Origin of the sequence: Allobosea caraganae (assembly GCF_003351345.1) — a bacterium.
GTDB classification, from domain to species: Bacteria; Pseudomonadota; Alphaproteobacteria; order Rhizobiales; family Beijerinckiaceae; genus Allobosea; species Allobosea caraganae.
In genome coordinates, this window is record NZ_QQTO01000016.1 from 84,408 (window position 1) to 109,035 (window position 24,628).

The following is a 24,628-nucleotide window of genomic DNA, read 5'->3' on the forward strand; positions in this document are numbered from 1 at the left end:
TTGAAATCTGAAATTTCAGTTGATGGAAATGGATGCGCCGCGGACCTGTGCATTCCGTTGGCGGTGCATCTGGAGCGAAGCGCCTCCCGGCTTGCGGCGCTCAGTCCTCATCCTGTGGAGTGGACGAAGTCCGCGTCTCGAAGGATGCTCCGGGAGGCTCCAGAAGCGTCTGGAACATCCTTCGAGACGCCGCTTCACGGCTCCTCAGGATGAGGGCTCGATATTAGGTGAGGCTCCTCAGGATGAGGGCTGAGCGTGCGAACGCCGCAGATGTGATCAGGCCGGCGCATCGCCCGGCCGGTAGGTGCCGAAGCACCAGACATGGCCTTCCGGGTCCTTGCAGATGAAGTCACGGCTGCCATAGGGCTGGTCGGTCGGCTCCATGCAGATCTCGGCGCCGGCCTTGCGGGCCCGCTCGCAGCGGGCGTCGATCTCGTCGGTGGCGATATAGGGCGAGGCCGTGGTGCCGCCGAGCTCGGCCGGGCGCGAGACCAGCTTGCCGAATTCGTTGTTCTCGGCCGAGCCGAGCATGATGAAGCTCTCGCCCATGCGCAGCTCGCCATGGAGCAGGGTCTTGCGGTCTTCCGAGTAATAGGCGGCGTGCTTCTCGAAGCCGAAGGCCTCGATCAGCCAATCGTACATGCGCGGTGCGTCGGCATAGCGCAGCGAGACGCAGATCATGGCGGGCTTGGTCATGGCCTCTTCCTCCAGTCGGCTTGACGCAATCTGCCGCCTGTCGGATGCAAGCGCAAAGAGGAAACTGATGCGGCTGACGCAGTTCGAGCATCACAGGCAACAGGTGATCCCGGCCCGGCACTTCGCGCTGCGGATGGGGCGGGCGATCCTGCTCTGGCTCGGCCTGACGATCCCTCGGGCTCTGCATCGGCATGATGGGCTATGCCGTGACCGAGGGCGTGAGCGCGGCCGACGCCTTCGTCAACGCCGCGACGATCCTCTCCGGCATCTCCGGGCTGTTCGTGGTGATCGCCACCGGCTTCGTGCTGGCGCCGGTGCTGCATCGCGTGCTCCACTCGTTCCGTGTCGAAAAGGGAAAGGACGACGATGACTGAGCCCGGCCTGCAGCCTGACGAGGAACCGCGCGGGGACCTGACGGTGCGCACCATCGCCATGCCTGCCGACACCAACGCCAATGGCGACATCTTCGGCGGCTGGGTGATGTCGCGGATGGATTCGGCCGGCGGCATCGCCGGGGTCGACCGGGCGCAGGGGCGGGTGGTCACGATCGCGGTCGAGGCCATGACCTTCATCCGCCCGGTCAAGGTCGGCGACGTGCTCAGCGTCTACACCCAGATCGAGGCGATCGGCCGGACCTCGATGAAGATCCATGTCGAGGCCTGGGCCCGGCGCTTCCGCACGACGCTGCACGAGAAGGTCACCGACGCGACCTTCACCTTCGTGGCGATCGACGAGGAGGGCAAGCCGCGTCCCGTGCCGCCTTTGCCGGGGGCTTGAGCGGGGCGGCGGAGTCTGTGATCGCGATAATGGAATCTTCACTGCTCTTTGAAGTCGGCGGGTTCCATTAACGTAAGTTATGCGTCGGGATGGTTTACTGAGGCATCGCCCTGGAACCCATCGCCATGTCAGCTTGCCTCAACCGTGTCCGCGCCCTGGTCGCGGACTTCGCCCGCCGCCGCGACGGCGTCGTCGCGCTGCTGTTTGCGCTGCTGCTGCCGGTGCTGCTCGCGTTCATGCTCGGGCTGATCGACTACACGCGCGCCTCGACCACCCAGCTCGCGCTGCAGACCAATCTCGACGCGGCCGCGCTCTACATCGCCCGCTCGACGGCGACGACGCCGGCCGACGTCCAGGCCATGGGCGAGCGGATGATGAAGGCCAACGAGGCGAACCTGAAGCACGGCACCGCGACGTCCTACACCTTCACGATGACCCAGGACCAACGCGTCGTCGCCACCGCCGCGGCGACGGTGCCGGTGACGATCGCAGGCCTGCTGGGCACGTCGCAGGTCCCGGTGGCTGCGAGCGCGGAGGTGACGCGGTCTTCGAATAACATCGAAGTCGGGCTCGCGCTCGACATCACGAAGTCGATGGAGGGGCAGGACCTTACTGACCTGAAAGCTGCTGCTAAAGACCTGATCGATCTCGTGGTAAAAGACCAGCAAACTCCTTATTATTCTAAAGTCGCTCTCGTTCCTTATTCGATGGCTGTAAATGTTGGTACATATGCCAACCAAATACGCGGTACTCCGAAGAAGAATTGTACAACCTATGGCTGCGAGAGATATACATTCGACAGCACAGCTCGAGATAACAAAAATAAACCCGTTCCGGTTACGTTAAATGTGAGCACTTGCGTAACCGAGCGATCCGGGGCTGATGCGTATACAGATACGGCCCCTGGTACAGCTCCGCTGGGAATGAACTATCCCGCTCCAGCTACTGAAGGTAATCCATGTCTTTCGAGCACGATTGTGCCGTTGTCTAGCAATCGTACCACGCTGAAAAACACGGTTGGTAACTTCGTCGCCCAAGGATCGACTGCGGGTCATATCGGGTTGGCCTGGGCCTGGTATATGGTTTCGCCGAATTTTGCCTCCCTGTGGTCGGGTGAAAGTAAGCCTGCTGCCTATGGAACACGAGAGTTAATTAAGGTGGTCGTCATGATGACGGACGGTGCATTCAATACGCCTTACTACAACGGTGTTATCGCAAGCGATGCTGGTTCTGGCAGTGGCTCGACGAAAATCAACCACGTTGCTGTGAATGGAAGTTCTTTCAGCCAGGCCGACAAGCTTTGCACCAGCATGAAAGCTGCCGGCGTGATTGTTTATACGGTCGGCCTAGGTGTTGGTTCCGATGCTCAAGCCAATGCAATGCTGACGAAGTGCGCCACCAGCTCGAAGCATGTCTATTTTCCATCGAGCGGCTCGTCTCTCAAGGACGCATTCCGCGCCATCGGCCAGGACATCAACTCCCTGCGCATCTCGAAATAGGCCGACTCATTCTTACCACACTCATTAAAGACCCCTGAATCGCCCTCCCACGCAGGCGATTCAGAATAGTGCGCTCACTTAAGCGTTTTTTAAGCGCGATCCGGCATTCCTTTAGGTCAAGAGGCTCTAAGCCCGCGAAGCTGATCAAAGGTCTGGGGGACCGATTTCCTGCCCGTCTATCGGGAACCCGGCGGCCGGCTCATTTCCGGCGTGATCCCGCTTGCCCAGGCGAACCTATTCCGGCCTCCGCACACTCTGCGGCTGCGGCGATGGCACCCCGTCATCGCCGGGGCTGTCCGACATTCGCGGCCGTCTCGGCCTGAACCTCTTGCCTGCGGCGATGCATACCGGAGACTGATGATGAAGAAGGTCAAGAAGCCAGCGCGCGAGCGGACGCCGCTGCGCATCGGTATCGCCGCGCGCATCTATGCCGCGCTGGGATTGCTGACGCTGCTGACCATCGCGGCCTCCGGCATTGCCTGGCTCTCCTATGGCCGCGTCGACGAGACGGTCGACCAGCTCGTCGAGGTCAAGATGCCCGTCGTCGAGCGGGCGCTGGAGCTGTCGCAGGCCGCGACCAAGTCGACCGCGATCGCCGGCCAGTTCGGCGAGATCCGCACCGCGCGCGAACGCTCCAACCTGACGACCGAGCTCGACAAGGTCGAGAGCCGCCAGTTCGAGCTGCTGCGCCAGATCGCCGACAGCAATGTCGACAAGAAGAAGGCCCATATGGCGATCGACGAGTTGTCGCGCCAGATCGGCGCGCTCAACGAGCTGACCGGCCAGCGGCTGCGCAACGCCTCGGAGGCGGCGAGCGCGCTGGCGCTGCTCGACAGCGCCAAGGAGGAGTTCATCCGCGCCATCGCCACCGAGGCCGACGCGGCGAAGTCCGACCTGCTGCTCGGGCTCGAAGGCATCAAGGGCCTCGACGGCAACGAGCTGGAGACCGCGCTCGAGACCATCATCGAGAAGAACCTCGTCAGCTTCGATCTCGCCCGCAGCCTCCAGGCCGATATCAACGAACTGGTCGGCCTGCTGCGCGAGATCGCGCAGACCGATGACAGCACCCAGCTCGGCATGGCGCGCGACCGCTTCCAGCAGCTGGCGCAGCGCGCCCGCAAGAGCGTGGTCGAAGCCGAGAAGCTCAGCCCGAACGGCTCGCGCGGCCGCTCGGTCGAGACCATCATCACGGTGGGCGAGGGCGCCAGCGGCCTGCTCGACGTCCGCGACCGCGACATCATCACCCGCGAATCCATCGCGGTCGGCCTGAAGGAGCTCAACCTCGCCGCCGAGGTGGTGCGCAAGGAGGTCGAAGGCCTCGTCAAGACCGCGCGCGGCGAGGCGGTGGAGGCGAGCAAGTCGACGACCGCGCTGATCGAACAGAGCAAGCTCTGGCTCGGCGGCCTCGGCGTCGGCTCGCTGCTCGTCGCGCTGGCGCTGGCTCTCGCCTATGTCCGGCCGATGATCGTCGGGCGCCTGAACCGGCTCTGGTCCGCGACGCGCGCCATCGCCGACGGCCAGCTCGAGACCGTCGTCGACACCAAGGGTAATGACGAGATCTCCGACATCTCGAAGAGCGTCCTGCTCTTCCGCGACAATGCTGTCGCCCTGCGCAAGGCCGAGGCCCAGAAGGTCGAGGACGACGCGCTGGCGCTGCAGCACCGACGCGAGATGATGCAGGAGCTCGGCGTCGCCTTCGGCGAGGTCGTGGCGGCTGCGGCTGCCGGCGATTTCAGCCGGCGCGTCTCGGCGACCTTCACCGATCCCGAGCTGAACGCGCTGGCCGAATCCGTCAACTCCCTGCTGGAGACGATGCAGGGCGGCCTCAGCGAGACCTGCGACGTCCTGGCCGAGCTTTCGGCCGGCCATCTCTCGGCCCGTGTCGCCGGGCTCTACCAGGGCGCCTTCGCCGAGCTCAAGGACGGCACCAACGGCCTCGCCGAAGAGTTCGAGAGCACGCTGGCGCGGCTGTCCGACACGGTTGCGGCCGTGCGCAGCGCCACGAGCGAGATCCTCGACGGCGTCACCGACCTGGCCGAGCGCACCACGGAAGAGAGCAACGCCGTCTCGATGGCGACGAACCAGCTCGGCGCCTTCGCCGGCACGGTGAAGAAGACCGCCTCGGAAGCCGCCCAGGCGATGGGTATGGCCGAGAGCGCCGAGCAGCGCGCCCAGCAGGGCGAGAAGGTCGTCGCCTCCGCCCTCGACGCGATGCACCGCATCCGCGCCTCCTCGAACAAGATCTCCGAGGTCATCGCGATGATCGACGAGATCGCCTTCCAGACCAACCTGCTGGCGCTCAACGCGGCGGTGGAGGCGGCGCGCGCCGGCGATAGCGGCCGCGGCTTCGCGGTGGTCGCCGCCGAGGTGCGCAGCCTGGCCAAGCGCTCGGCCGACGCCTCCAACGACGTCAAGAAGCTGGTCGAGGCCGCCCATGGCGATGTCGCGGTTGGCGTCGGGTTGGTCGAGGAGACCTCGTCGATGTTCGAGAGCATCGTCTCCTCGGTCAACGACCTCACCGGGCTGATGAACGGCATCTCGCAGACCGCGCGCAGCCAGGCCAGCGACGTCTCGACCATCAACAACGAGATCGACGGCATCGGCACGATGGCGCATCAAAACGCGGCGCTGGTCGAGGAGACCAATGCGGCGCTGGCGCTGACCGACGAGCAGACCCGCGCGCTCACCGAGCATATCGGCCGCTTCCAGTTCCGCGAGGGGCATGTCGCCGAGCACGCCAGGGGCATGGCGCGCGCTGCCTGAGCCCGGCCTTCGGCACTGATGGACCAAGGAGACCCCGCTGCTTCGGCTGCGGGGTCTCCTGCTTTTGAGATCGGGCCTTGCCTGCCGAGTGGCGGCGATGTTACGCGAGGAGCGGGCCGGTAGCTCAATGGTTAGAGCTCGCTGCTCATAACAGCGCCGGTGCCGGTTCGAGTCCGGCCCGGCCCACCAAATCTTTTTTCCCATCCCGCAGGCTCGCTAAAGCCTTGAATGGCAAGGCGAGATCGGCGGTTCGAAACCCCTCGTTTGGCAGGTAGGCGATGCGCCCCGCGAAGGCGAGGCGAAGGACCATTCTCTGGTCCTCGATCTGCCCGGAAAGCCATAATTTCCAAGGGTTTGCGAGGAAATCGAAAGCGGTTCGAAACGTCTCGTCGAAATTCGCCAGCGGACGCCCGCAAGTCTTCTCTTTCTCGGCGAGCGCGGCATTCCGCTCGTGCAGCTTGCGAACCTGATCCTCATACGCCGTGATCAGCGCGTGGCTGTCGCTAGCCAAAATCCGTTCCATGATCTGCTCGGTCTTGCGTTCGATCGTTTTCAATTCGGCGCGAATCGCTTGGAGCTGCTGCTGGCCCGTACGGCTTCGATCCTCCCAGAGATCGCGCAGCATATCCCTGGCCATGAAGAAGAGGCCCTGCGTCGGCCTGAGGCTCTGGAGGACCTGTTCGAAGTCGCCTTCGATCCGATCCTTGCGGATCGATTTTCTGAACGAAGGGCAGGCCTTCGTGTTGCAGAAATAATAGGCGTAGAGGGCACTCCTCCCCTTTGACCATGCGGCCGTCATAGGCGCTTCGCAGCAGCCGCAGGTGACGAAGCCACGCAAGGGGAAGTCCGCATGGATGTCCTTGCGGATGGGAGCCTTGGCACCGACTTTGAACCGGTCCTGGACCTTCTGCCAAGTCTCGAACGAGATGAGGGGTTCGTGCTTGCCTTGAGCGAGCGTGATGCGCCACTCGGGCGCATCGAGATAGCCCGCATAGACCGGGCGGCAGAGCATGTCCTTCACATGCTGAATATGGACCTCGCCGTTTCGGTAGCGCGGGAAGGCGGGAAGCGTTTCGAGGAAGCGCTTGATCTCCATCAGGGTCTCGAATCGACCCGAGGCGAAGCCTTCGAAGGCTTGCTGGACAGCTGTTGCGTTCGGCTCCGAACGAACAAGCAGCTTGCCGTGACCGGCAACGCGATCATAGCGATAGCCGATGGGAGCACGAAAGACCCAGTAGCCGTTCATGAGGCGCGCTCGCATGCGGTTGACCACCTGCTCGGCGTTTTTCTGGCGCTGATGCTGCGAGACGCTGGCGAGCAGGTTTTCGACGAGGCGGCTGTCGGAATCGTCGCCAAACTCGATTGAGGGTGATTCAAGCTTTCCACCCGCCGCGCCGATCTCAGTGCGAAGGCGGATATGAGCTTCGAGCCCGCGCGCCAGGCGGCTAATGTCGTCGATGATGACGACATGCTCCTCCCGTCTTCGGTGCTTCTTCAGGAAAGAGAGCATCGCCTGCATGCCCGGCCGATCGATCATTCCGCCGGAGACGGCCTCGTCGCGAAATACCTCCGCGACAACATAGCCCTTGAGAGCGGCATACTCCCGGCAACGGGTCTCCTGTGAGGCCAAGCCGTCGCCCTTTTTCACCTGCGCGGCGCTGGAGACACGGCAGTAGATAATGGCGGGGATTTCGGTCTTGGCAGGCATGCGCGGTCAGTCTCCTTTCGTGTCGGTTTCGGTTGATAAGGGGTGTTCTACTTGGTTGGCCTTCACTCAACGCAGGAATAATGAGGTGCTGGCCAGCACGCTTTCGACGAGGCGGCTCTCGGGGGCGTCCCTCAATTCGATCGAGGGAGATTCGAGCTTCCCGCCGGCGGCGGCGATCTCGGTTCGGAGGCGAACGTACGTTTCAAGACCACGCGCCAGACGGTTCGTATCGTCGATCACAACGACATGCTCGTTCTGGGGCCCGTGCTCCTTCAGAAAAACGAGCATGGCCCGCATGCCCGGCCGATCGACCGCAGTGCCGGAGACACCCGCATCACGGAAAACCTCCGCAACCGCATACCCCTTCCGGGCGGCATATTCCCGGCAGCGCGCCTCCTGATAGACAAGAGCGTCGCCCTTGTTTGAGATGGTTGTGTTGGCGACGCGGCAATAGATGACAGCGGGGATGTTGGTCTCGGGGCGCATGGTTGGTCAGTCTCCTTTCGAGCTGGGTTCCTTCGGTTCGTGTGGGTGGTCGGCCTGCGCCGTGAATCGGTCGCTGAGCCTAATCGATTGTACCGCTTTTTCGGGGCGGATTGGAAATTCCTGCCTCGGCGGTATCACCAATTGAGCCGGATGGTCGCAGAAAGCTCTGTCGACGAAGCTCTCCATGATCGACCAAACCGTGCGGACGAGTTCGGCTTTCTGGCTTTCGCTGAGTGCGAAGTCATCGAGGTGATGACGGTATCGGTCGATGTCTGGGAGCATTTTAGCCACACGCGTCCTAACGCCCGCTTCGGGGCGGGCGTGTGGATTGGTCAGAGGTTGAAGGGAAAACGGCGACCACTGCGCTTGGCGCGATCGAGCACGGCGACATTACGCCGCTGCAGTCTCAAATGAGATGCACAGATACAGGCCAAATTTTCGAAGATTACCCTACGACATGGCAACCATGCCGTTGGTTCGCAAGGTAAGATATGGAAAATATCGCAGGCACAGGTTGGCTAATGACGAGGAATAATATCCTATAATTTGATCTTTCTGTCAATGCCTATTTCGGTCATTCGTGAAGTATATCATTCTAGGTCGGCCCCTACTGCACAATGGTAAAAATAGAAACGCGACACGGTCGGCAGATCGGCTAGTAATTCTAGGTGTAATATCGATTAATGTCAGCAAGTGTGATATTTCTCCAAACCATCTAAAGTTGAATTCCTTCTAGGCGATTCGATTCAACCGGATATCGGTCGCAATTGTGTCGCGTCTAGGTTTTGTCTGCGCAAAACTAAAATGATCTCGCTCGCCATCGTGACCACCTTTCCGCGCTCGCGGATTTCGGGCGAGACGGAGCGTCCGAAGCGGTTAATCGTGCGGGGAACCCGCTTTTGTTGGAGATCCCTAGCTTGGCGACTTTCGAGCCCAAATCCAAACTTTCCAAGGCAATCTACAGTAAATTCGTCCAGCTTCACGCGGTACCCACCTGTCGAACGTCGTCCCACCACGAGCACGGCGGTTCCGCCAGGCCTGACGTTGGCGGCGATGGTTTCGCAGGCGGCTTCATAATCGGAAAGAAAGCGCGTCACGCCTCTTGCGAGCTTGCTGTCACCGGCTCCTGCCCAATACTTCCGAATCTCGATGCTGCGCGGCGGCTCGATGGAAACAGCCCCACCCAGACATTGCGCGTCGATCTCGCCTCCAGTCTTGACGAGATGGCCTAAGCCATCAATGGCGCAGACCACAGCAAGGCAAAGGGCTGAGGCTGCTCCGTACTGAACAGTGGTTCGCGAGTCGCCATAGGGCGGAGAGGTGAGAACAACGTCGTACGGCCCTTGAGAGCGAACTGGATGCTGAAGGTCGTTGAGGGCACTGATAGGTCCTAGCGCTACAAGGCGCTCTCCGGAAATTTCGCCCACCCGGCGTAGTTCGGTAGCACAATAGGAGAGCCGGCGCTGAAGCCGTTGCCACGGGCAGACAGAAAGCGCTTCTCGCTCTGACGCAGCTCTGCGGTGAAGCTTCCAACCGCTCTGGCGAGCGAATGAAACCTCCCGCACTGTGGCGCTCAGCGCTGAGGCGATGATCCAGCGCTCCGACTCTCCCAGTCCCAAGCTATTGATCCAACCCACAATACGGCCGAGTTCAAAGATCACGGAAGGGGAGAACCAGTCGACTTGCCGGTCCTCCAGATGCTTAAAAGAGGCTCCCGCCGCGACCGTTTTCTGAGCTTGTTGGAGACGCCCAGCCAAGTCCCTCACCACTGTGGCGCTTGCGTTGGATAGCTTGGTACTGGTCAGAAGCCAGGCCAGGGGATTGGTGTCGATGCCAGCTCGAACAGCTGCATGGTCCGCAGCGGCCAGAAGGCGCCCCGAACCACAAAACGGATCGAGGACCTTGGCGCCAATTGAGACATGGCGACGTGCTAGATCGAGGGCGAGTTCGTCCGCGACCATTGCCGGATAGGGATGAAGTCGACTTAGCCGGGTGGTTGGCAAAGGGCCAGCTCGATCAGTTCACGCAATTGTCGCGCGCACTCATCCACCGTCAGACCGGAAGTATCAAGCACCTGCCACGGCATAGCGGCGACGCGGTCTCCAAACAAACGTTCGCGGAACGCGTTGTCTTCATCATCCAAGCGCCGTAAATCGTCGGCAGAGAAGGTTGTGTTTCCGCTTCGGCCCTTTGCGCGCGAGACCCGGCAGGCGTCTGAGGCTCTTATTAAAATGAGGGTGACCGGCGTGCGCGAGTCCGCGAACACTCTATCAAGGTAGCGACCCTCTACGATGCAGGACTTATTTCCCATCGCCCAGACCACCGTTCCGGCGTCGACCTCGCGGTGTTGTTCATCGGGCAGATCATTGATTGTGAGGCCGTGCGCTGTGGCTGCGGCGCGCACGGCCTCACCGCAGGAGCGAAGAGGTAGTCCCAAGGCGACGGCTGCCCGCTGTGCGAGCGTAGTCTTGCCAACGCAGGAAGGGCCGAACAAGCAAACAATCATGGCTTGCGGAACACGCAAACGTACTCGACGGGATCGCTAGACGCGCGATCCGATACCCGCCTGCGAGACATCAAGCGGGGCACCGGCCCCCACACCATCGGCATAAGTTGTGCGAAGTCCGAGAGTATCTCTAAGGCAGTGCCCGGAAACCGCCTAGACTCGCCTATCACGATGGCGCAGCCCCCCCCGGGACGCAGCACACGATAGATCTCGTCCTTCGCGCGTCGCATATTCTCCTTGTACTCAGCGACGGCGTTAACGCGCGTGCGGCGGAAACGGGCCCCAATCTCATGTTCGCGCTCGATCCGCATGGACCATCCCATCCAAGTATAGAGAAGGCGGTTCGCGTGCGTGTAGTCTATTACGCCGATATATGGAGGTGACGTAACGACGAGATCCACCACCGCATCGGGTAGGGCGAGCGAGCGAGCGTCCTGTTGGGTGACGAGTGCGGCATGCCCAATTGGCTCTCCAATGCGGGCGGGAACCTCATCGAGGGCCATCAAGCGCTGGCGGAACAGCCCGATTGCATTGTGTGGTGCAAACTCGCGCGGTTTCACGTTGTCGGCCACCCAGCCCCAATGGTGGCGTCGCCGCCGCCCGCTCGACGTGAGAGCCGACCCGGGAGCAGCGCAATCGAACAGCACATCGGAGAAAAGCACCTCCAGAACCTGACGAGCCGGACGTGTGTCGGCCGCTTCCACCAGTTGCCAAAGGAAGCGGAGCTGCGCGAGGGTGTCATGCGCAAACCAGTTATTGAGCTCTGGGTCCGCCCCTTCCCCGTTCCCGCCGAACCGGTCGCTGCGACAGCGCTGCTCGAAGGTGAGGTCCGCCAGCAGCACGCTGCGGCGGCGGCGGTCGAGCGCGCCATCAAGGAGTGCAAGCTTCGCGCGGGTTATTAGGACGCTCGCGGACATGCGATCGCTTACCATTACGCGGCGGTTGAGCCGCAAAGCCTCGACAGCGGTGGTGCCGCTCCCCCCGAATGGGTCCAGCACCAGGTCGCCGGGCTCAGATAGAACCTGAATCAGAGCCGCGGGGATCTGTGGGATATAGTTGCCTGGGAACCAATGGAGTGTGTGAACGGAGCCCCGAGTGTTGCCAGCGTTCGGAAAGTTCCAGTCTATTCGGGCGAGGCGTTGAGCTGCGTTCAGAACAGACACGCCTGGGTTTCCTGGCTGCCCGCCCGGCGCGCTGGAGCGAGAACCCTTGAGCCGAAGGTCTGAGAGGCAAGGTTGAACGCTTTCTCGACCTGGGTTGAGCTGAAAGGTTCTTTGCGGGGCGAGCCGATCCCGAGAAGCCATTGATGGGCGTCCGCACCGTAAGCGCGGCGTGAACCATCGTCGAACGTAATAGCGAGGCGTCTTTCGCGCTTATCCTTGATGGCGTAGGCAAAGCAGGTTCGTCCAAGCTCGCTGCCGACGGCATGCGAGAATGCGCGCAGGGCTGGATAATCCGGTCGCTCTCCTTCCATCCAACGGAGTGGTGTGCAGTCCCACAATTCGCCTGCGATCCAACGCTCAGCCGTTTCTTTCACTTCTCTCACACCGGATCCGAGTAGAAGCGTAATGAATTGATGGTCCACGAAGGACCAGTCAGTTTGGGTGAATTCGCCCGCCTCGTAAGCCCCGACGGCAGCCGACAACATCATGACCTTACCGATGAAGTCTCGCTCAGCTAGCATGAGGTGCTCGTAGACATCGCGCCGTGCCGTGCGCCAGGCCCCAATGTCTGACTCCGCTTCCGCTTTGAATACTAGCTCGCCCCGTTCGGGCGTGATCCCTACGATCGCACGGGCGATCCTGATTGGTACCCCCCGGTCCACCTCAAGCCCAAGGTGGTAGGCCATACGGAAAACGTTATCGACATTGTCTAGATCGATGTCACCGGCAATCACGCGGCCCCACGGTCCCCGCCCCCGAATGCTCTCCATGATATCGGACAGGAGCTGCTCCGAACGCTGCCGGCCTACGACCTTATTCGCCCAGCCCCGAAGGCCGGTCTCCCGCCCCACGAGAATTTGCATGTCGACGCCCCCAACCTCAGCAGGCTCGGCGCTCGTCATGATCTCGCGAAGCCGCTCTTCATGATCGAAGCGCGTGCCGACGTATTGCAGGGCCTCCTCTACGAGGTGGCCGAACGATGTGATGGCCCAATCATGGAGCAGGGCAGCTGCGCGGAGGGCAAGAAAGTCGTAGGGCTCCATTCCCCCGCGAAAGCCCACCTCGCCAGCGAGATGGGCGACACCGATAACGTGCTCAAGTCGCGATAGGTTCGCAATGGACGGCATATCGATGGAGTCGATGTTGGACAAGCGCACGTGGCGCAGGCGCTGGAGAGTAGGCGTACGCACGAGGGCATGAAGCTCGTCACCAAGCCCGACGGAGCCGTAAAGCGCGTCCTGAAAGTGTAGCTTCCCGCTGCTATTCGCGCTCAAGGCTTCACGTCTTTCACCAATCCATTCAGTTCGGCCGCACTTGCTGCCATTGCCACCACCTCGGGCCGGGGGTGGTCGGGAATGGCCTTGTCAGGGGGCGAAGCGCCGCCCTTGTCAGGGATCACACTGCGCTGCCGAAGGTCCAGCCTCATGCTGGCATACCCCTGAAGCATTCTCCAGTCCGCGTCGAGCATCGCGGACTCAAGAAACACTGTGAACATTCCATCCCACATCCGCTCCGACGGCATCACGTGGCGGACGAAGATACGATACTGCTCCGGTGACTCCAGATCCGTCAGCGCGTAGGCGTCCTCGTAAATCACAAGAGTGGGACGTCTGTCCTTCTCGGCGACCTGCTTTTGAATGACATTGAAGGCGTGCGACGATGCCGTGTGCATGCCGGCATACGTCATTCGCGAGACCACGCATTCAACGTCGAGGGACTCCAACTCCCGATCCTTCTTCGGGTAGATCGAGTCAAGAAAGGCAAAGTGCGGGGAGTAGGCGTCGATCACAACGATTCTGCGTGTGTAATTCGACCATGTCAGGTTACGATCTTCCAGGTGCCGTTTCAGGAAGCCTACGAACTCGATTGGGTGACGCGACGCCGTGAGATACTGGACCGAAAAATCCTTGCGGAGGAATGCCTCGGCGAGCTGGGCCAGGAGCTTATTCCCCTGCCCCTGATGCTGCACGGCTAGTGCGAGTGCCTTCGGGTCGAGTTCCTTTCTATCCTCGAAGGTCTCGGCATTCGCCGCAGAAAGAATCTCGACGATGTCCGCTTTCAGATCATCTGGGATGGGGATGGTGTTGTGAGCATAGTTTCTGCGCGAACTTTTAAGAGATTTTCGTCGGCGCCAATCACGAACGAGAGGCAGATGCTTTAAGCTGATCGAGTCCACAAAATAAACTGATCGCACCGCGATTCGGTAAACTCGAATCGCTGAGAATAGGAAGGTCAGCACTAACAGTCCTGCACTCCCCTTGAGCAGCAACTGCTCAAGCCAAGAAGGAAGCAAGACTGATAGCAGTGCTAGCGCTGCGACGACCAAACAGATCAGAAAGATCGGGAAAACGGAATTGATAATATATGGCGACTTCCGCTCACGTCCGACAAGCGTGAAGAGCCCGATGTGGAAAGCGATCAAGCCTGCAGTGGCGGTAAGAAGCGCCCATGGTGTCAGCGCTGGCGGCGGCATACCGCCGTCAACTATTCCTAAAGCCGCGGCGGGGCTCGGTGCGGCATTGGCCCCTGCGGCGGCAATCGGCGAGGCTAAAGGCGGGCGCATTGGGGGCGCGGCCGCAGACGTTGATGGATCTCCACGCGGAGAGCTGGTTGATGTGCCGACTTCGCCAGAAGATTGGGCCAGAACATGCGTTGGAATGGAACCTGTGAAGAACGCAGCGCCCGCTACGACCAACAACGCGAGGGTGACGGCCATTTTCCTCAACAAGCTTCTCCTCCTGAGCGGCACTAGCGGAACTCACGCATCCGCCGCTCCTCCATCACGTCGATTGATATTTCGTCTAGCTTGCACATCGACTGATCGATAGCCTGCTCCCAGAGCCTGACTTGCTGCTCAAGTCGCTCCTCGGAAAGCACCACGTTTTTGATCTGCTGAAGGCATTTCTGCTCCAAGGCGAACGTGCTGAGACCGTAGGCTGCCAGTTCAGCTATGATATCTTCCTTCGCAGGAACGTCATACACCGGCAGCTCCAGAGTGATCTCGTGTCGCGCAAGGACGTTGCGCATCCGGGTTATGGCGAGGGGCGTCTGTTCAGGCCAGCCTTGCTGATAGGTAACATATCCAAAGGCAAGGCGCGTGGCACCGAACAAGCGAGCGACGGCGCCGGACACAACAACATAAGCATGGTGGCAAGGCAGGCAGGTCGTCTCATAGAAGGAGGTGTCGGTCCGCAACTCCGTTGGCTGGCGCACTTGAAGCCAGGAGGTTTCTGGCGGAAGGAAAGGTGCGAGCTCGCGAAGCCTGGTTTTGACCCGCTCGATTCCAACGAGGTGCCCGGACGTAACGGTTACGAGCACCATCGGGGCGCCATCGGTAGCCATACGTAGCGCGGCGAGAGTCGAATCGCGGCCGCCGGAGAACATCAGAAGACGTCCAGCCGGCTTAATGCGGTTCATGGCGCCCGCAAAAGAGAGCTCCTCACCAGTCACAAGAGATGCTCCCAAGGCAATTCCACCGCGTCCGGCCGAGAGTTAGATTCCACGGGTGTACTGATTCTTTGAATACAGGCACTGCCAACAATCCATAACACGTTTTTTAGAGTACGCGGCAAGGCCGTTCCCATGCATTAATATTTGTGCGCTTGGCTAGCCTTTACATGTGGGTAGGTCGTTTACGAAACCCAAAGATCGCGCGTTTTGCTAACCTTTACTCCTCCAGGTTCATGCGGCGGGGGCAACGATCGAAGTTGGAAATGTTGCTGACGCAGGAAATTTGCGCTGAAGGTTCCCCTGCGATAGACGTGAGTTAGTCGTCCGTCCAAAATATCTGCGCCGCACTTCCGGACCCGGTCCGGTAAAATGGCCAAAGGGCGCAAACGGACATGCACCAGATTCGCAGCGCTCGAAGTACACTAATGCCCTTGCGCTTCGCATGAAACCGAACTTCGTGAAGTTCGCAAGATGTGTGCGTGTGTAGTACACGCACCCACTTGGCAAGGGGCCCCGCTGGCGCGTCCCCGTTGCATCCCCTCGGCCTTGGCGCATGAACCGGTATCGAACCGTCATGCACCATCCAACCGTATCGCCGGTTGAACACTCGCCAGGCTTGGAGATGTCCCTCTCCACCGGCACCGAGCCATGGACAACCCGCTGCCGGGTCGATCGCCACTCAGGGGAGCGTTCCATCTGCCCCTGAGAACCCCATGACCGAAGGAGATGGCGCTCTCCCTCGGAACCCATCGAAGGCCCCCGATCAAACCTCAATCGGAATAGCATTCCGGATATCGACGCTTGCCGCGATCGGGGTGTACAGGTCGATGTCCACATTGCGCGTCTTCATGGTGACGATGAGCGCGTAACGAGTCGCCTTGTTGCAATATTCGGCAGACGCCCTGGTACGCCACCAGCCGTTCACCGGCTTGATGCAGAGTTTGTCCCGCCCGAGCAATTCGATCGCGGGTCCGCTCCAGATATCGCAATGCAAAGACCCCGCAGAGATGCTCTGCGGGCCGAGAAGCCAGCGATTATCATCGGGCTCGGTACGCGGCGCCACGCGAGGGTCCTCGCGTTCCGAAGCGTTTACCCGCTTCTGGAAATTCGAGATGGATTCATTCTTGCGGCGAAGATCGAAGCGCAGCCCATGCGACTGATAGCGCTGCGGGTCGACATTGGCCGAAAGGCCCGGATTCGGATCGATGAAATACGACAACGTGACCTTCATCTCGACCGGCTCATTGCCCAATTCTTCGAGCGTCTGGCGGGGGAGAGGAAGATCGTAATAATGACACTCGTTGAATTTCCGGCTTCCTTGTAGCCGGAAGGGCTGGATCGGACTTTGCGATATCAGCGCCAAATGGTTTCGCGAGGATGCCGCCGCGCGTTCAAGGCTCGGCACGCCATAGCCGAAGCGCCGAACCAACTCGTAGTTGTCCTTCTTCCCGCCGGCGGTTGCGAAAGCGGCAAGCATTGGCTGCGTCCACTCGGCGCTGTGAATGATGAGCGCGCGAATGGTCTCGGGCCAGTAGTCGGGGTGCGCGGCGCTCAGTTGGGCGGCCAACCGTCCCGCCTGTGCCGTGGCAGCGCTCGTCGCTTGAAACGGTACGAGCGGCTGCCTGTCGACGTCCCTTCCTGTCGACAGCAGCGATAAGGAGTCGACCGTGAGCACTTCATTCCCGGAGGGGCTCACCGCACGATTGCCCGCTTCGAGCACGATCTCCGGCTTGAACGGAGCCCGTCCCTGCGGCCACGCAACCGACGTCCGGCTATATGGGCTTAGTTGCCCGGCGGCGCAGAAAGGCCGCCAATCCTCATATCCGGCGTCGTTTACATTGATCAGGTCGGTGTACCCGCCGACTGTCAGCGCGTTCCACGCTTGCGCGGGATCCTCGACGGGATACATATCCTGCGACCGGATACGCCGAAATTCGATCTCCGGGGCGATGTTGCCGGTCGAGACGACGAAAAGCCGCTTCGGAGAGCTGGCATCGTCGCCGATCATCGTTCCGGCCGCCGCCTGATCGATGGCGGCGCTCCAGGTCGTAGCCATCGAACCGGACACATCCTTGTTCGTGACGGCCATGCAGAACACGCGGGCTCGCTCGGGCGCTGTGATTTCCGGCAGTGATATGGCCGCTTGTGTGAGCACGCCGTAGCTGTGCGGATCATTGGCTTCGAACCCGTCAGGGGGCAGGACCTTGACCGATTCCAGGCGATGCTGAAGCACCCGCTCGGATTGATCGCCCAGTTGGGCGGTGAGATCACCGTGCAGGGCGAGACCGGCCATGGCCGTCCCGTGCCCCATTCCGTCGTGATCGTCCGTCCCCCAATCCCTGTCGATCACATGCATGTCGCCATTCGCGAGAGCGGGCTCGATCAGCATATGTGCCCTGTTGACGCCCGTATCGAGCAGGCAGACAGCGGGAGCAGTCGACGGCGGCCAGATGACCCTCGTTGCGAGGTCTTCCGACCATTCATGCTGGCTATCGCGCACCTCGTCCGTGAAAAACACCGGCGAGTCGCTGGCCCTGCGCAATTCCGCGATCGCTCCGGTCGCAAACAGTATCAGCTCGATATCGGCCCGCGTTGCCAGAACCGGAATAACCACCGCCTCGGGAAAATAGAGCCTTCTGTCCCCGTTCGCCGCCCGGACTCCGAGCCGTTCGCAGACCTCATCGATCTTCGCTTCGCTATTTTTCCAGCACCAAAGCGCCCACCAAATCTGGTCGGACGGGTTTTTGGGTAAGGCCTCGGGGTCATCGGTCCAGAATGTCTCAAGCCTCGCGCGCCGGAACGCTTCGATCGGCTCCACGAAGGATTTCATCGGGGGCTGCCTCGCAACCACCGACAGCGGTCCGTTGGTGTAATCTTCTAGAATCCGCTCCAATGCGCTCCGTGCATGATCGGGGACATAGAGCGCGACGGTCCTCTGGTCATCCGGCTTGACCGCTCCTGGCCGAACGCCATCCGTCTTGCGCTCCAGAATATCTGCCTTCGTTCCCCGACGAAGTTCGACCTCTAGAAACGTGCCCTCGGGAGGCTCCAGCCGATCGTCCGACGGCATGGCCGCATCCGCTGCCGCGAACGCAACGTTCAATTCATTTTGAAGGCGCCGGCCATGCTCGCCCCGTATCCGAACCGCGCTTCCGCCGTTCGGGGAGCCCGAGCCTGCATAGGGGCTGGAAGACCGAAACGCCGCGATGTCGATATGAGGCAGATCAAATCGGGTCGGCATAAATTCAGGACCTGCCGGCTTCTAAAAATGCCACCCGCATTTCCTGGCGTTCGTGAAGGCGTAAGAGCAGATCGTCGGTGGTGATCTGATTGCGCTCGTCCAGAATGGCGGTTTTGACCGCATCATCAGCAGCGCGAACGATCTCCGACTGGCTCAGATTCACAGCCGCTTCGATGATCTTTTTCCAGGCGAGCCGCTGCGCTTTCATCGGACGCAGGTTTGCGCCGATGATTTCTTTGATTTGCTCATCCGACGGAGCCTCAAACTCCAAGACCTGATCGTACCGGCGAAGCAAGGCACGATCGAGCAACGACGGATGGTTCGTGGAGCACACAATCAGGCTGTCGGTCGAATTGCCCTCCTCCATGAACTGGAGGAAGGAATTCAGAACGCGGCGCATTTCCGCGACATCGTTGGTAGCGGTTCTCTGACCGCCGACGGCGTCAAACTCATCGAACAGATAAACGCCGCGATGCTTGGCTGTTTCGTCGAAGATCAGACGCAGCTTTGCGGCCGTCTCGCCCATGAAGCGCGTTATGAGCGTCTCGAGGCGAATGACGAAGAGCGGCAGATTGAGTTCTCCAGCCAGCGCCTCTGCCGACATGGTTTTTCCTGACCCCGGAGGACCGACGAACAGGAGGCGCCGAACAGGCGTTTTGCCGTGTTCCCGAAGCCAATCCCGCTTGCGCTGCTGGCGAAGGATGTCGGAGATTCGTCCGAGCAGACGTTCGTTGAGAACCACGTCCTTGAGCTTGAACCGCGCATGGCGCATTTCGAGCAATCCTTCGAGATTGCCTCGCGGCAACGCGAAGGAGATCGCAACAGACGCCCCGGTCGATTTTTTTGCACGAGCCTTGTCGATTTCGGCGCGCATATCTTCGGCAGTTTGCCTGCGCCCCTGACGAGCTTCGGCAGCAGCCACCTGGAGAGCGATCGAGAAAAACGTCTCGTCATCACCCTCGGCGCGGCTTCTGAGCATTGCCAGTATTTGTTTTGCGCTCGACACTTGCGGCGGGCCTCCAGTCCTACCGAATCTTACTATAAATTGGCACCAGAACGAAGATGAGTTTTTGCGCCGTCCCCTTTCATGAGGTCCGATCATATTAGAATTATCTTATACTATTCAAACAGTTAGTTTTAGAGAGGCGATGGCCGTCTCCGCCCCATAGGGCGGACTGCGCTCTATTCCGCCGGACGTATCACCGGCTCCACCGAACCCGTGTGCGGTTTCGGCCCATGCGGGTGACGATCGCTGACGGGAAGATCTGTGGCGGCGGCCGTGTAGCCGCCAGGCTTGGGTGAGACGCGCCGCTGTCGCGCGCGTGAACCCTCTTTTCCAGCTTACACCGACGCCGAAGGCTTGCCCAAGGCCGCGAAGTCCGGGCCGCCCGCTCCATTCGGCCAGCCGCTACGCTGGTCTGGCCTCCCGTGTTGCCCGGACCGCGCTGTGCGCGCCCCAAGGGGTTCGGACCTTGGAGCCTTCGTCTTTCGGTCGAGACGTCGCCCGCCTGTCGGCGGGTTAAGGGGCGACGCTCGGCGCTGGCCAAGGGTTCATGCGCGGCTTTTTCAGAAGAAAGGAAAGGGCTTCGCAGATTCAACCCTTACCCAAGAAAGACAGCACCATGAAACTGCATCATATCGACCTCACCAACCTCAAACCCTCACCCCTCAATGTCCGCAAACATGGCGGCGAGGATGTCTCCGACCTCGTCCCGCTGATCCGCAAGCTCGGCGTTCTGCAACCGCTTCTGGTCAGGCCCAACTGCGAAGGCTTCGAGGTCATCGCCGGTGGCCGCAGATTGAAAGCCTGCCAGATCGTCGCGGCGGAAGGGGATGAGTCATTCCCGCCCGTGCCCTGCGCCGTGATGGAGGATGGTGACGATGCTGCCGCCATCGAGGCATCCTTGGCCGAGAACATTGCCCGTCTGCCGATGGACGAGATCGACCAGTATCAGGCTTTCGCCGCGCTGGTGAAGGAGGGGCGGACACTCTCGGATATCGCCGACCAGTTCGGCGTGACCGAGCGGCTGGTCAAGCAGCGCTTGGCGATTGCCAACCTTATCCCGCAGGTGCTGACCCTTCTGCGCAAGGACGAGATCGGCGGCGACACCATGAGGGCTTTGACGCTGGCAACCAAGGCACAGCAGAAGACATGGCTGAAACGCTTCCGCGACCCGGGGGATCGTGCCCCGCAAGGCCGACAGCTTCGTCAGTGGCTGCTCGGCGGGGAGCAGATTGCGACCTCGGTCGCGATCTTCCCGCCGGAGGCCTACACCGGAGCGATCGTCACCGACCTGTTCGGGGAGGAGGCGTATTTCGCCGACCCCGAGGCGTTCTGGTCGTTGCAGATGGCGGCGGTGGCCGAGAAGATCGAGGCCTATCGCCAGCGCGGCTGGAGCGACATCGTCGTGCTGGAGAAGGGTTCCTATTGGTATGGCTACGAGTACCGCAAGGCGACCAAGAAGGAGGGCGGCAAGGTCTTCGTCACCCTGACCCATAGCGGCGAGGTGACGTTTCACGAGGGATTCGTGACCGAGAAGGAAGCCCGCCGCAAACAGGCCGTCGCGGATCGCAGCGATGGCATAGAGATCGAGGACAAGGCCTCCCGACCCGAGCTGACCAAGGCCGCGCTCAACTATGTCGATTTGCACCGTCATGCGGCGGTCAGGGCCGCGCTTTTGAACGAAGGCGGCATCGCGCTTCGCCTGATGGGCGCGCATACGATTGCGGGGTCGAACCACTGGCGGGTCGAGGCCGATCCCTGCCGCGCCGACAAGCATGAGACGGAGGCCAGCCTGTCATCATCCGAGGCGACGACTGCTGTAGCCCAGGAAGAACGGGCTGTGCTGGCGCTTCTCGAACTGGACGAGGACGGCGCGGTCATGGGAAATCGTCATGCCGATATCGGCGCGGTGTTCCAGGCTTTGCTCGGGCTCGAGGATGGCGATGTCCTGCGCATCCTGACCTTCGTCATGGCGCAGAGCTTGAGTGTGGGGACGGCTCTGGTCGATACGCTCGGCAGTCTCTTGAGCGTGGACATGGGTGCGATGTGGCAGGCGGACGATGCCTTCCTCGGTCTGATTCGTGATCGCCAGACGCTCCTGCCCATGCTGGAGGATATCGGCGGCAAGGCTGTCGCCGAAGTTCACAAGGCCAGTCCGGCGAAGGTGCTCCGCTCGATCATCCGGCAATGCGCCACAGGCGATGGCCGCGAGAAGGTCGAAGGCTGGGTGCCGCCCTATCTGGCCTTCCCGGCCAAGGGCTACACCGAACGCGGCGGTATCCCGCAGACAGCCTAGAAGACAGCGCAATATCAGCACCGGAGGGCGACGCGCCCTCCGGAATTTTTTGCGCGGGCGCTTGGGCGCCCGCGCATTACGGATTGATCGGTGTCATCAGCGCCGCTTCGGCAACCGGCGACAGTCGCCGCAAGGCGCGCGTCAGGCTCCAGGGCTTTACATCCAGATCCGTCGCGACGCTTTTGACCGTCACAAGGGGATCGGTCAGCCGTTGTCTGGCATCAGCCAACTGTTCCATCGTCAGTTTCGGAGGTCGCCCGAGGCGAACGCCGCGCCGCCTTGCGGAAGCAAGACCCTCGCGCGTCCGCTTGATCAGCACCTTGCGTTCGTACTCGGCCACGGCCCCGACGAGTTGGTAGACCAGCATGCCTTCCGGCGTGGCCGTATCGACATGGAGATTGACGATGTGGAAGGCCACGCCCTCCTTGAGCAGCCGTTCGGCTTCCAGAACGGCATCGACGATCGAGCGGAAAGCCCGGTCAAGGCTCCACACCACCAGCGTATCGCCGGCCTTTAGGCGGCGGCGCAGGGCTTTGTAGACTGGCCGGTCGCGGTTGACGGCCGAGACCGTCTCGACATGAAGCTCATCACACAGAGCCAAAAGCCCGTCTGTCTGCCTGTCATGGCTCTGGTCGGAGGTCGAAACGCGGAGGTAGCCATATCTTTTTGTCATTCTACTCAATTACTTAGGGGTTATCCGGCGGTCAGCCGAAACCACCCTTTTCGTGCGTTCATTGGCAGGCATCCCTACGTTGCATTGGCCAAGTCTAAAACAACTATATTAAATAGATCTTAGCATAATAGCATATCTTATGGAAATTTCAACAAATACGGTCGATTGTGAGTGTCGTATACGCCAGTAGAATTCTAAAATTTGGCTCGTTATATGCTGTCATGTCTCTGGCCGTTGCCAACGACGCTGCTGCGCAGACGATGACGGCTGGCGTTGTCATGGAGAAAATGGAAGGCCGAGACCGCTACACCTATGTCGCGGGCATCGTCGAAGGCCTGGCCCATGCCCGCTTCGTCAAGGATGCCAAGGACACACAAGGCCGCGCCTGCATCTACACCTGGTTCTATAACGACAAGGCCACCATCCAGAAAATCTACGAGGCGTTCGAGCGCTATCCCGGCACGTTGCCCGGCGCCATCGTCGGCGCGCTCGCTGCCACGAAATGCGGGGTGTAGATGGAACCATTGAGCGTCAAATCCGCCAGACTGGAATTTACCCTCAGGGCGCAGATCACCGCCGAGCAGCGGCAACGCCTCCTGATGGAAATGGGTGCCCGCCTCAACGCCGAGCGTAACCAGGCCGAGGTCGAAAAGCGTCGCCGGCAGGATGCTGAATTTTTCGCGAGCATGGAGGCAACTCTCGCCCCGGCGCACAAGATCGAGCAGTTCACCATCAAGCTCGATCGCTACGAGACGGCGACGGTGCAGGCGCTCATGGACAATGATCGCGACACCGTCGCCATCCGCGATAAGATCGACGGCATGCTGCTCAAGGCTCACGCGCTCCCGGACGGCCGGCGCGTGTTCAAAACCGAAGACGGAACGCGCGTCTTCGACGAATTCGGCGCTCAGCTCAAAACTGAGGAGATTGATCCGCAGGCGATCGACGACGCCAAGCCGAAATGGGAAGCGTTCGACGCCGCAGGCATCGAGATGGACAGGCTGGCCAAAGAGCGAACCGAACTGATCGATTATCAATCCAAGCTCGACAGGTCCCGCGAGCGTGCGAAAGATTCGAAACTCACCGAAGGCGAACTTTCCGCACTCGACAAGGAACTCGGCGAGACTATGCCGGATCGCGTGCGCAAACTGACCGGCGAACAGAAACCGGATCAGCAACGCGAGCTTGCCGCTGATGTTGTGCCCGACAGTGCACCGCCAAGCACCGACCCTAATCGGGCCGCTATGGCACCGGCCACCTTCCGACCCTAGTCTGAGACAGGCTGCGGCAATCCGCCGTCCTCTAAACCCCTTCTCCGCCGACGAAGCGGATGCGCGCTGCGCAACGGCTACCGGCTGCTTGCCTTCTTCCCGCTGCAAGCCCTACGGCTTGATTTACGATTGGCGACCGCGGCGAACTTCAATTGAAGACTGCGGGGACGCGCCCGCGCAGGCATGCCGCTCGTCCTGTGGGCTTCAATCCCAGCCAGGGTGCGCTCGCGGTTCATCGTCAGCTCGAACTCGGCAAAGGCGGCATAGGCCGCGTAGAGCGATGGACCCTCGGCCTGCCCGATGTCGATCGACGACGCTGCCCCGGTCAGCACCTGAAGTCCGATGCCCCGCGATTTCAGCACGTCCAGGACGGCGAGCAGCTCACGCATGTTCCGGCCGAGCCGATCGAGCTTCCATACCACCAGCAGGTCGCCCCGGCGGCAGCTGCCGATCGCGGCGAGAAGCCCCCGCCCCAGGCTGACGCCAGACAGCCGCTCCGAGACGACGAGATCGCATCCCGCCGCCTCCAGCGCCTTGAGTTGCAGATCGAGCTTCTGCCTTTTCGTGGATACCCGCGCATAGCCGATCAGTGATCTACTGCCGGCACCTACGCATTCCTGAACGCTTTCCCTCATCGCCCCGTCATTGCCGATCATTCTGGCCGTCACTGTCGTGGATTCGCCTGCTGCGCTGCAATGAAAAGGTTTGCGGCATACAATCGTAGCGGCGTAGGGCGCTAGGCGCTCAGCGGCGTGTGCTGATCGGGCGGCTCGAACATCCATTGCGTCCCCTCGATTGAGAACGTAATGAGAACTCGCCGCGCTGGCCCGGAGTCAAGCCATGAACGTCGACAGCTTCTTTCTCCAGCCGTTCAAGACGCATCGCAAGAAGCTGGCGCCGGGGCAGCGCGTGCCGGCGAAGACGAAGCATCATGCGCTTGCCGACGGCGAGCGGATGGCGCGCACGGCCGAGGGCGTGGCGGTGATCCACGTCGTCGCCGATGACGAGACCGGCGAGGCCTCATCAATCACGGTCCTGGCCCGGCACGGCGCTATTCCCGAAGAGTTCGAAGAGCAGATCCGGGCGTTGTGATGGG

At 61.1% G+C, this 24,628-nt stretch carries 21 protein-coding genes and 1 tRNA gene; 9 read left to right on the top strand and 13 right to left on the bottom strand.

Annotated elements, in window-relative coordinates:
- Positions 1-276: 276 nt before the first annotated feature.
- Entirely contained in the window at positions 277-696 is a 420-nt protein-coding gene (locus DWF00_RS07475) for a VOC family protein (protein WP_114831508.1), read from the bottom strand.
- Positions 697-887: 191 nt separating this feature from the next.
- Between DWF00_RS07475 and DWF00_RS07480 the strand changes: the two genes are divergently transcribed.
- The 5 genes from DWF00_RS07480 (at position 888) to DWF00_RS07500 (ending at position 5,924) form a co-directional block, all read left to right on the top strand.
- Positions 888-1,070, top strand: a complete 183-nt coding sequence (locus DWF00_RS07480) for a hypothetical protein (protein WP_114831509.1) — start codon at positions 888-890, stop codon at positions 1,068-1,070.
- Positions 1,063-1,473, top strand: coding sequence for an acyl-CoA thioesterase (locus tag DWF00_RS07485; protein ID WP_114831510.1), 411 nt, complete (start codon positions 1,063-1,065; stop codon positions 1,471-1,473). Before DWF00_RS07480 ends, DWF00_RS07485 begins: the two co-directional genes overlap by 8 nt.
- A gap of 125 nt (positions 1,474-1,598) precedes the next feature.
- Complete coding sequence (locus DWF00_RS07490) at positions 1,599-2,972, top strand: TadE/TadG family type IV pilus assembly protein (RefSeq protein WP_114831511.1); 1,374 nt, start codon at positions 1,599-1,601, stop codon at positions 2,970-2,972.
- Positions 2,973-3,329: 357 nt separating this feature from the next.
- The gene (locus tag DWF00_RS07495; protein ID WP_114831512.1) at positions 3,330-5,735 is read left to right on the top strand and encodes a methyl-accepting chemotaxis protein; all 2,406 of its coding nucleotides are present in this window, start codon (positions 3,330-3,332) and stop codon (positions 5,733-5,735) included.
- A gap of 113 nt (positions 5,736-5,848) precedes the next feature.
- A tRNA-Ile gene (locus tag DWF00_RS07500) sits at positions 5,849-5,924 on the top strand.
- Here the strand turns inward: DWF00_RS07500 and DWF00_RS29790 are convergent.
- The 10 genes from DWF00_RS29790 to DWF00_RS07540 all read right to left on the bottom strand — a co-directional run bounded on the left by DWF00_RS29790 (position 5,881) and on the right by DWF00_RS07540 (position 19,295).
- Positions 5,881-7,443, bottom strand: a complete 1,563-nt coding sequence (locus DWF00_RS29790; protein WP_114831551.1) for a recombinase family protein — start codon at positions 7,441-7,443, stop codon at positions 5,881-5,883. The two genes, DWF00_RS07500 and DWF00_RS29790, sit on opposite strands and share 44 nt — an antisense overlap.
- Before the next feature lie 66 nt (positions 7,444-7,509).
- Positions 7,510-7,929 carry a recombinase family protein gene (locus DWF00_RS07510; protein WP_114831513.1) on the bottom strand — a complete coding sequence of 140 codons (420 nt, stop codon included), beginning with the start codon at positions 7,927-7,929 and terminating at the stop codon, positions 7,510-7,512.
- Between the two features lie 746 nt (positions 7,930-8,675).
- Complete coding sequence (locus tag DWF00_RS29000; protein WP_147284283.1) at positions 8,676-9,932, bottom strand: hypothetical protein; 1,257 nt, start codon at positions 9,930-9,932, stop codon at positions 8,676-8,678.
- Positions 9,914-10,435 carry an AAA family ATPase gene (locus DWF00_RS07515; RefSeq protein ID WP_114831515.1) on the bottom strand — a complete coding sequence of 174 codons (522 nt, stop codon included), beginning with the start codon at positions 10,433-10,435 and terminating at the stop codon, positions 9,914-9,916. The genes DWF00_RS29000 and DWF00_RS07515 overlap by 19 nt, the downstream gene beginning before the upstream one ends.
- Positions 10,432-11,598 carry a DNA methyltransferase gene (locus tag DWF00_RS07520; protein WP_181832812.1) on the bottom strand — a complete coding sequence of 389 codons (1,167 nt, stop codon included), beginning with the start codon at positions 11,596-11,598 and terminating at the stop codon, positions 10,432-10,434. The genes DWF00_RS07515 and DWF00_RS07520 overlap by 4 nt, the downstream gene beginning before the upstream one ends.
- The gene (locus DWF00_RS29365) at positions 11,586-12,749 is read right to left on the bottom strand and encodes a hypothetical protein (RefSeq protein ID WP_181832813.1); all 1,164 of its coding nucleotides are present in this window, start codon (positions 12,747-12,749) and stop codon (positions 11,586-11,588) included. The genes DWF00_RS07520 and DWF00_RS29365 overlap by 13 nt, the downstream gene beginning before the upstream one ends.
- A 119-nt stretch (positions 12,750-12,868) precedes the next feature.
- The gene (locus DWF00_RS07525; RefSeq protein WP_147283782.1) at positions 12,869-14,314 is read right to left on the bottom strand and encodes a hypothetical protein; all 1,446 of its coding nucleotides are present in this window, start codon (positions 14,312-14,314) and stop codon (positions 12,869-12,871) included.
- A 32-nt stretch (positions 14,315-14,346) separates the two neighbouring features.
- Positions 14,347-15,015, bottom strand: a complete 669-nt coding sequence (locus DWF00_RS07530; RefSeq protein WP_147283783.1) for a hypothetical protein — start codon at positions 15,013-15,015, stop codon at positions 14,347-14,349.
- Positions 15,016-15,811: 796 nt separating this feature from the next.
- The gene (locus DWF00_RS07535; RefSeq protein WP_181832814.1) at positions 15,812-18,118 is read right to left on the bottom strand and encodes a S8 family peptidase; all 2,307 of its coding nucleotides are present in this window, start codon (positions 18,116-18,118) and stop codon (positions 15,812-15,814) included.
- Positions 18,119-18,293: 175 nt separating this feature from the next.
- The gene (locus tag DWF00_RS07540) at positions 18,294-19,295 is read right to left on the bottom strand and encodes an AAA family ATPase (RefSeq protein ID WP_114831520.1); all 1,002 of its coding nucleotides are present in this window, start codon (positions 19,293-19,295) and stop codon (positions 18,294-18,296) included.
- 547 nt (positions 19,296-19,842) lie between these two features.
- Between DWF00_RS07540 and DWF00_RS07545 the strand changes: the two genes are divergently transcribed.
- Complete coding sequence (locus tag DWF00_RS07545; protein ID WP_245973785.1) at positions 19,843-21,588, top strand: ParB/RepB/Spo0J family partition protein; 1,746 nt, start codon at positions 19,843-19,845, stop codon at positions 21,586-21,588.
- Between the two features lie 76 nt (positions 21,589-21,664).
- Here DWF00_RS07545 and DWF00_RS07550 read toward each other — a convergent pair whose 3' ends face one another.
- The gene (locus DWF00_RS07550; protein WP_114831522.1) at positions 21,665-22,261 is read right to left on the bottom strand and encodes a recombinase family protein; all 597 of its coding nucleotides are present in this window, start codon (positions 22,259-22,261) and stop codon (positions 21,665-21,667) included.
- 287 nt (positions 22,262-22,548) lie between these two features.
- Between DWF00_RS07550 and DWF00_RS07555 the strand changes: the two genes are divergently transcribed.
- Positions 22,549-22,776, top strand: coding sequence for a hypothetical protein (locus DWF00_RS07555; RefSeq protein WP_114831523.1), 228 nt, complete (start codon positions 22,549-22,551; stop codon positions 22,774-22,776).
- Positions 22,777-22,785: 9 nt separating this feature from the next.
- Positions 22,786-23,532 (top strand): hypothetical protein, encoded by a 747-nt coding sequence (locus DWF00_RS07560; protein WP_147283784.1) that lies wholly within the window; start codon positions 22,786-22,788, stop codon positions 23,530-23,532.
- A 77-nt stretch (positions 23,533-23,609) separates the two neighbouring features.
- On the opposite strand, the gene DWF00_RS07565 is transcribed toward DWF00_RS07560, so the two are convergent.
- Positions 23,610-24,188: a recombinase family protein gene (locus DWF00_RS07565; RefSeq protein ID WP_181832815.1), complete on the bottom strand. Its 579-nt coding sequence runs from the start codon at positions 24,186-24,188 to the stop codon at positions 23,610-23,612.
- Positions 24,189-24,372: 184 nt separating this feature from the next.
- On the opposite strand from DWF00_RS07565, the gene DWF00_RS07570 reads away from it, so the two are divergent.
- Positions 24,373-24,624, top strand: coding sequence for a hypothetical protein (locus DWF00_RS07570; RefSeq protein ID WP_114831526.1), 252 nt, complete (start codon positions 24,373-24,375; stop codon positions 24,622-24,624).
- The last annotated feature ends 4 nt before the right edge of the window (positions 24,625-24,628 follow it).

Coding starts and splice junctions, on each gene's coding strand:
- DWF00_RS07475 (WP_114831508.1), bottom strand. CDS start 696: ATGACCAAGCCCGCCATGATCTGCGTCTCGCTGCGCTATGCCGACGCA.
- DWF00_RS07480 (WP_114831509.1), top strand. CDS start 888: ATGATGGGCTATGCCGTGACCGAGGGCGTGAGCGCGGCCGACGCCTTC.
- DWF00_RS07485 (WP_114831510.1), top strand. CDS start 1,063: ATGACTGAGCCCGGCCTGCAGCCTGACGAGGAACCGCGCGGGGACCTG.
- DWF00_RS07490 (WP_114831511.1), top strand. CDS start 1,599: ATGTCAGCTTGCCTCAACCGTGTCCGCGCCCTGGTCGCGGACTTCGCC.
- DWF00_RS07495 (WP_114831512.1), top strand. CDS start 3,330: ATGATGAAGAAGGTCAAGAAGCCAGCGCGCGAGCGGACGCCGCTGCGC.
- DWF00_RS29790 (WP_114831551.1), bottom strand. CDS start 7,443: ATGCCTGCCAAGACCGAAATCCCCGCCATTATCTACTGCCGTGTCTCC.
- DWF00_RS07510 (WP_114831513.1), bottom strand. CDS start 7,929: ATGCGCCCCGAGACCAACATCCCCGCTGTCATCTATTGCCGCGTCGCC.
- DWF00_RS07515 (WP_114831515.1), bottom strand. CDS start 10,435: ATGATTGTTTGCTTGTTCGGCCCTTCCTGCGTTGGCAAGACTACGCTC.
- DWF00_RS07525 (WP_147283782.1), bottom strand. CDS start 14,314: ATGGCCGTCACCCTCGCGTTGTTGGTCGTAGCGGGCGCTGCGTTCTTC.
- DWF00_RS07530 (WP_147283783.1), bottom strand. CDS start 15,015: ATGAACCGCATTAAGCCGGCTGGACGTCTTCTGATGTTCTCCGGCGGC.
- DWF00_RS07535 (WP_181832814.1), bottom strand. CDS start 18,118: ATGCCGTCGGACGATCGGCTGGAGCCTCCCGAGGGCACGTTTCTAGAG.
- DWF00_RS07545 (WP_245973785.1), top strand. CDS start 19,843: ATGCGCGGCTTTTTCAGAAGAAAGGAAAGGGCTTCGCAGATTCAACCC.
- DWF00_RS07550 (WP_114831522.1), bottom strand. CDS start 22,261: ATGACAAAAAGATATGGCTACCTCCGCGTTTCGACCTCCGACCAGAGC.
- DWF00_RS07555 (WP_114831523.1), top strand. CDS start 22,549: ATGGAAGGCCGAGACCGCTACACCTATGTCGCGGGCATCGTCGAAGGC.
- DWF00_RS07565 (WP_181832815.1), bottom strand. CDS start 24,188: ATGATCGGCAATGACGGGGCGATGAGGGAAAGCGTTCAGGAATGCGTA.
- DWF00_RS07570 (WP_114831526.1), top strand. CDS start 24,373: ATGAACGTCGACAGCTTCTTTCTCCAGCCGTTCAAGACGCATCGCAAG.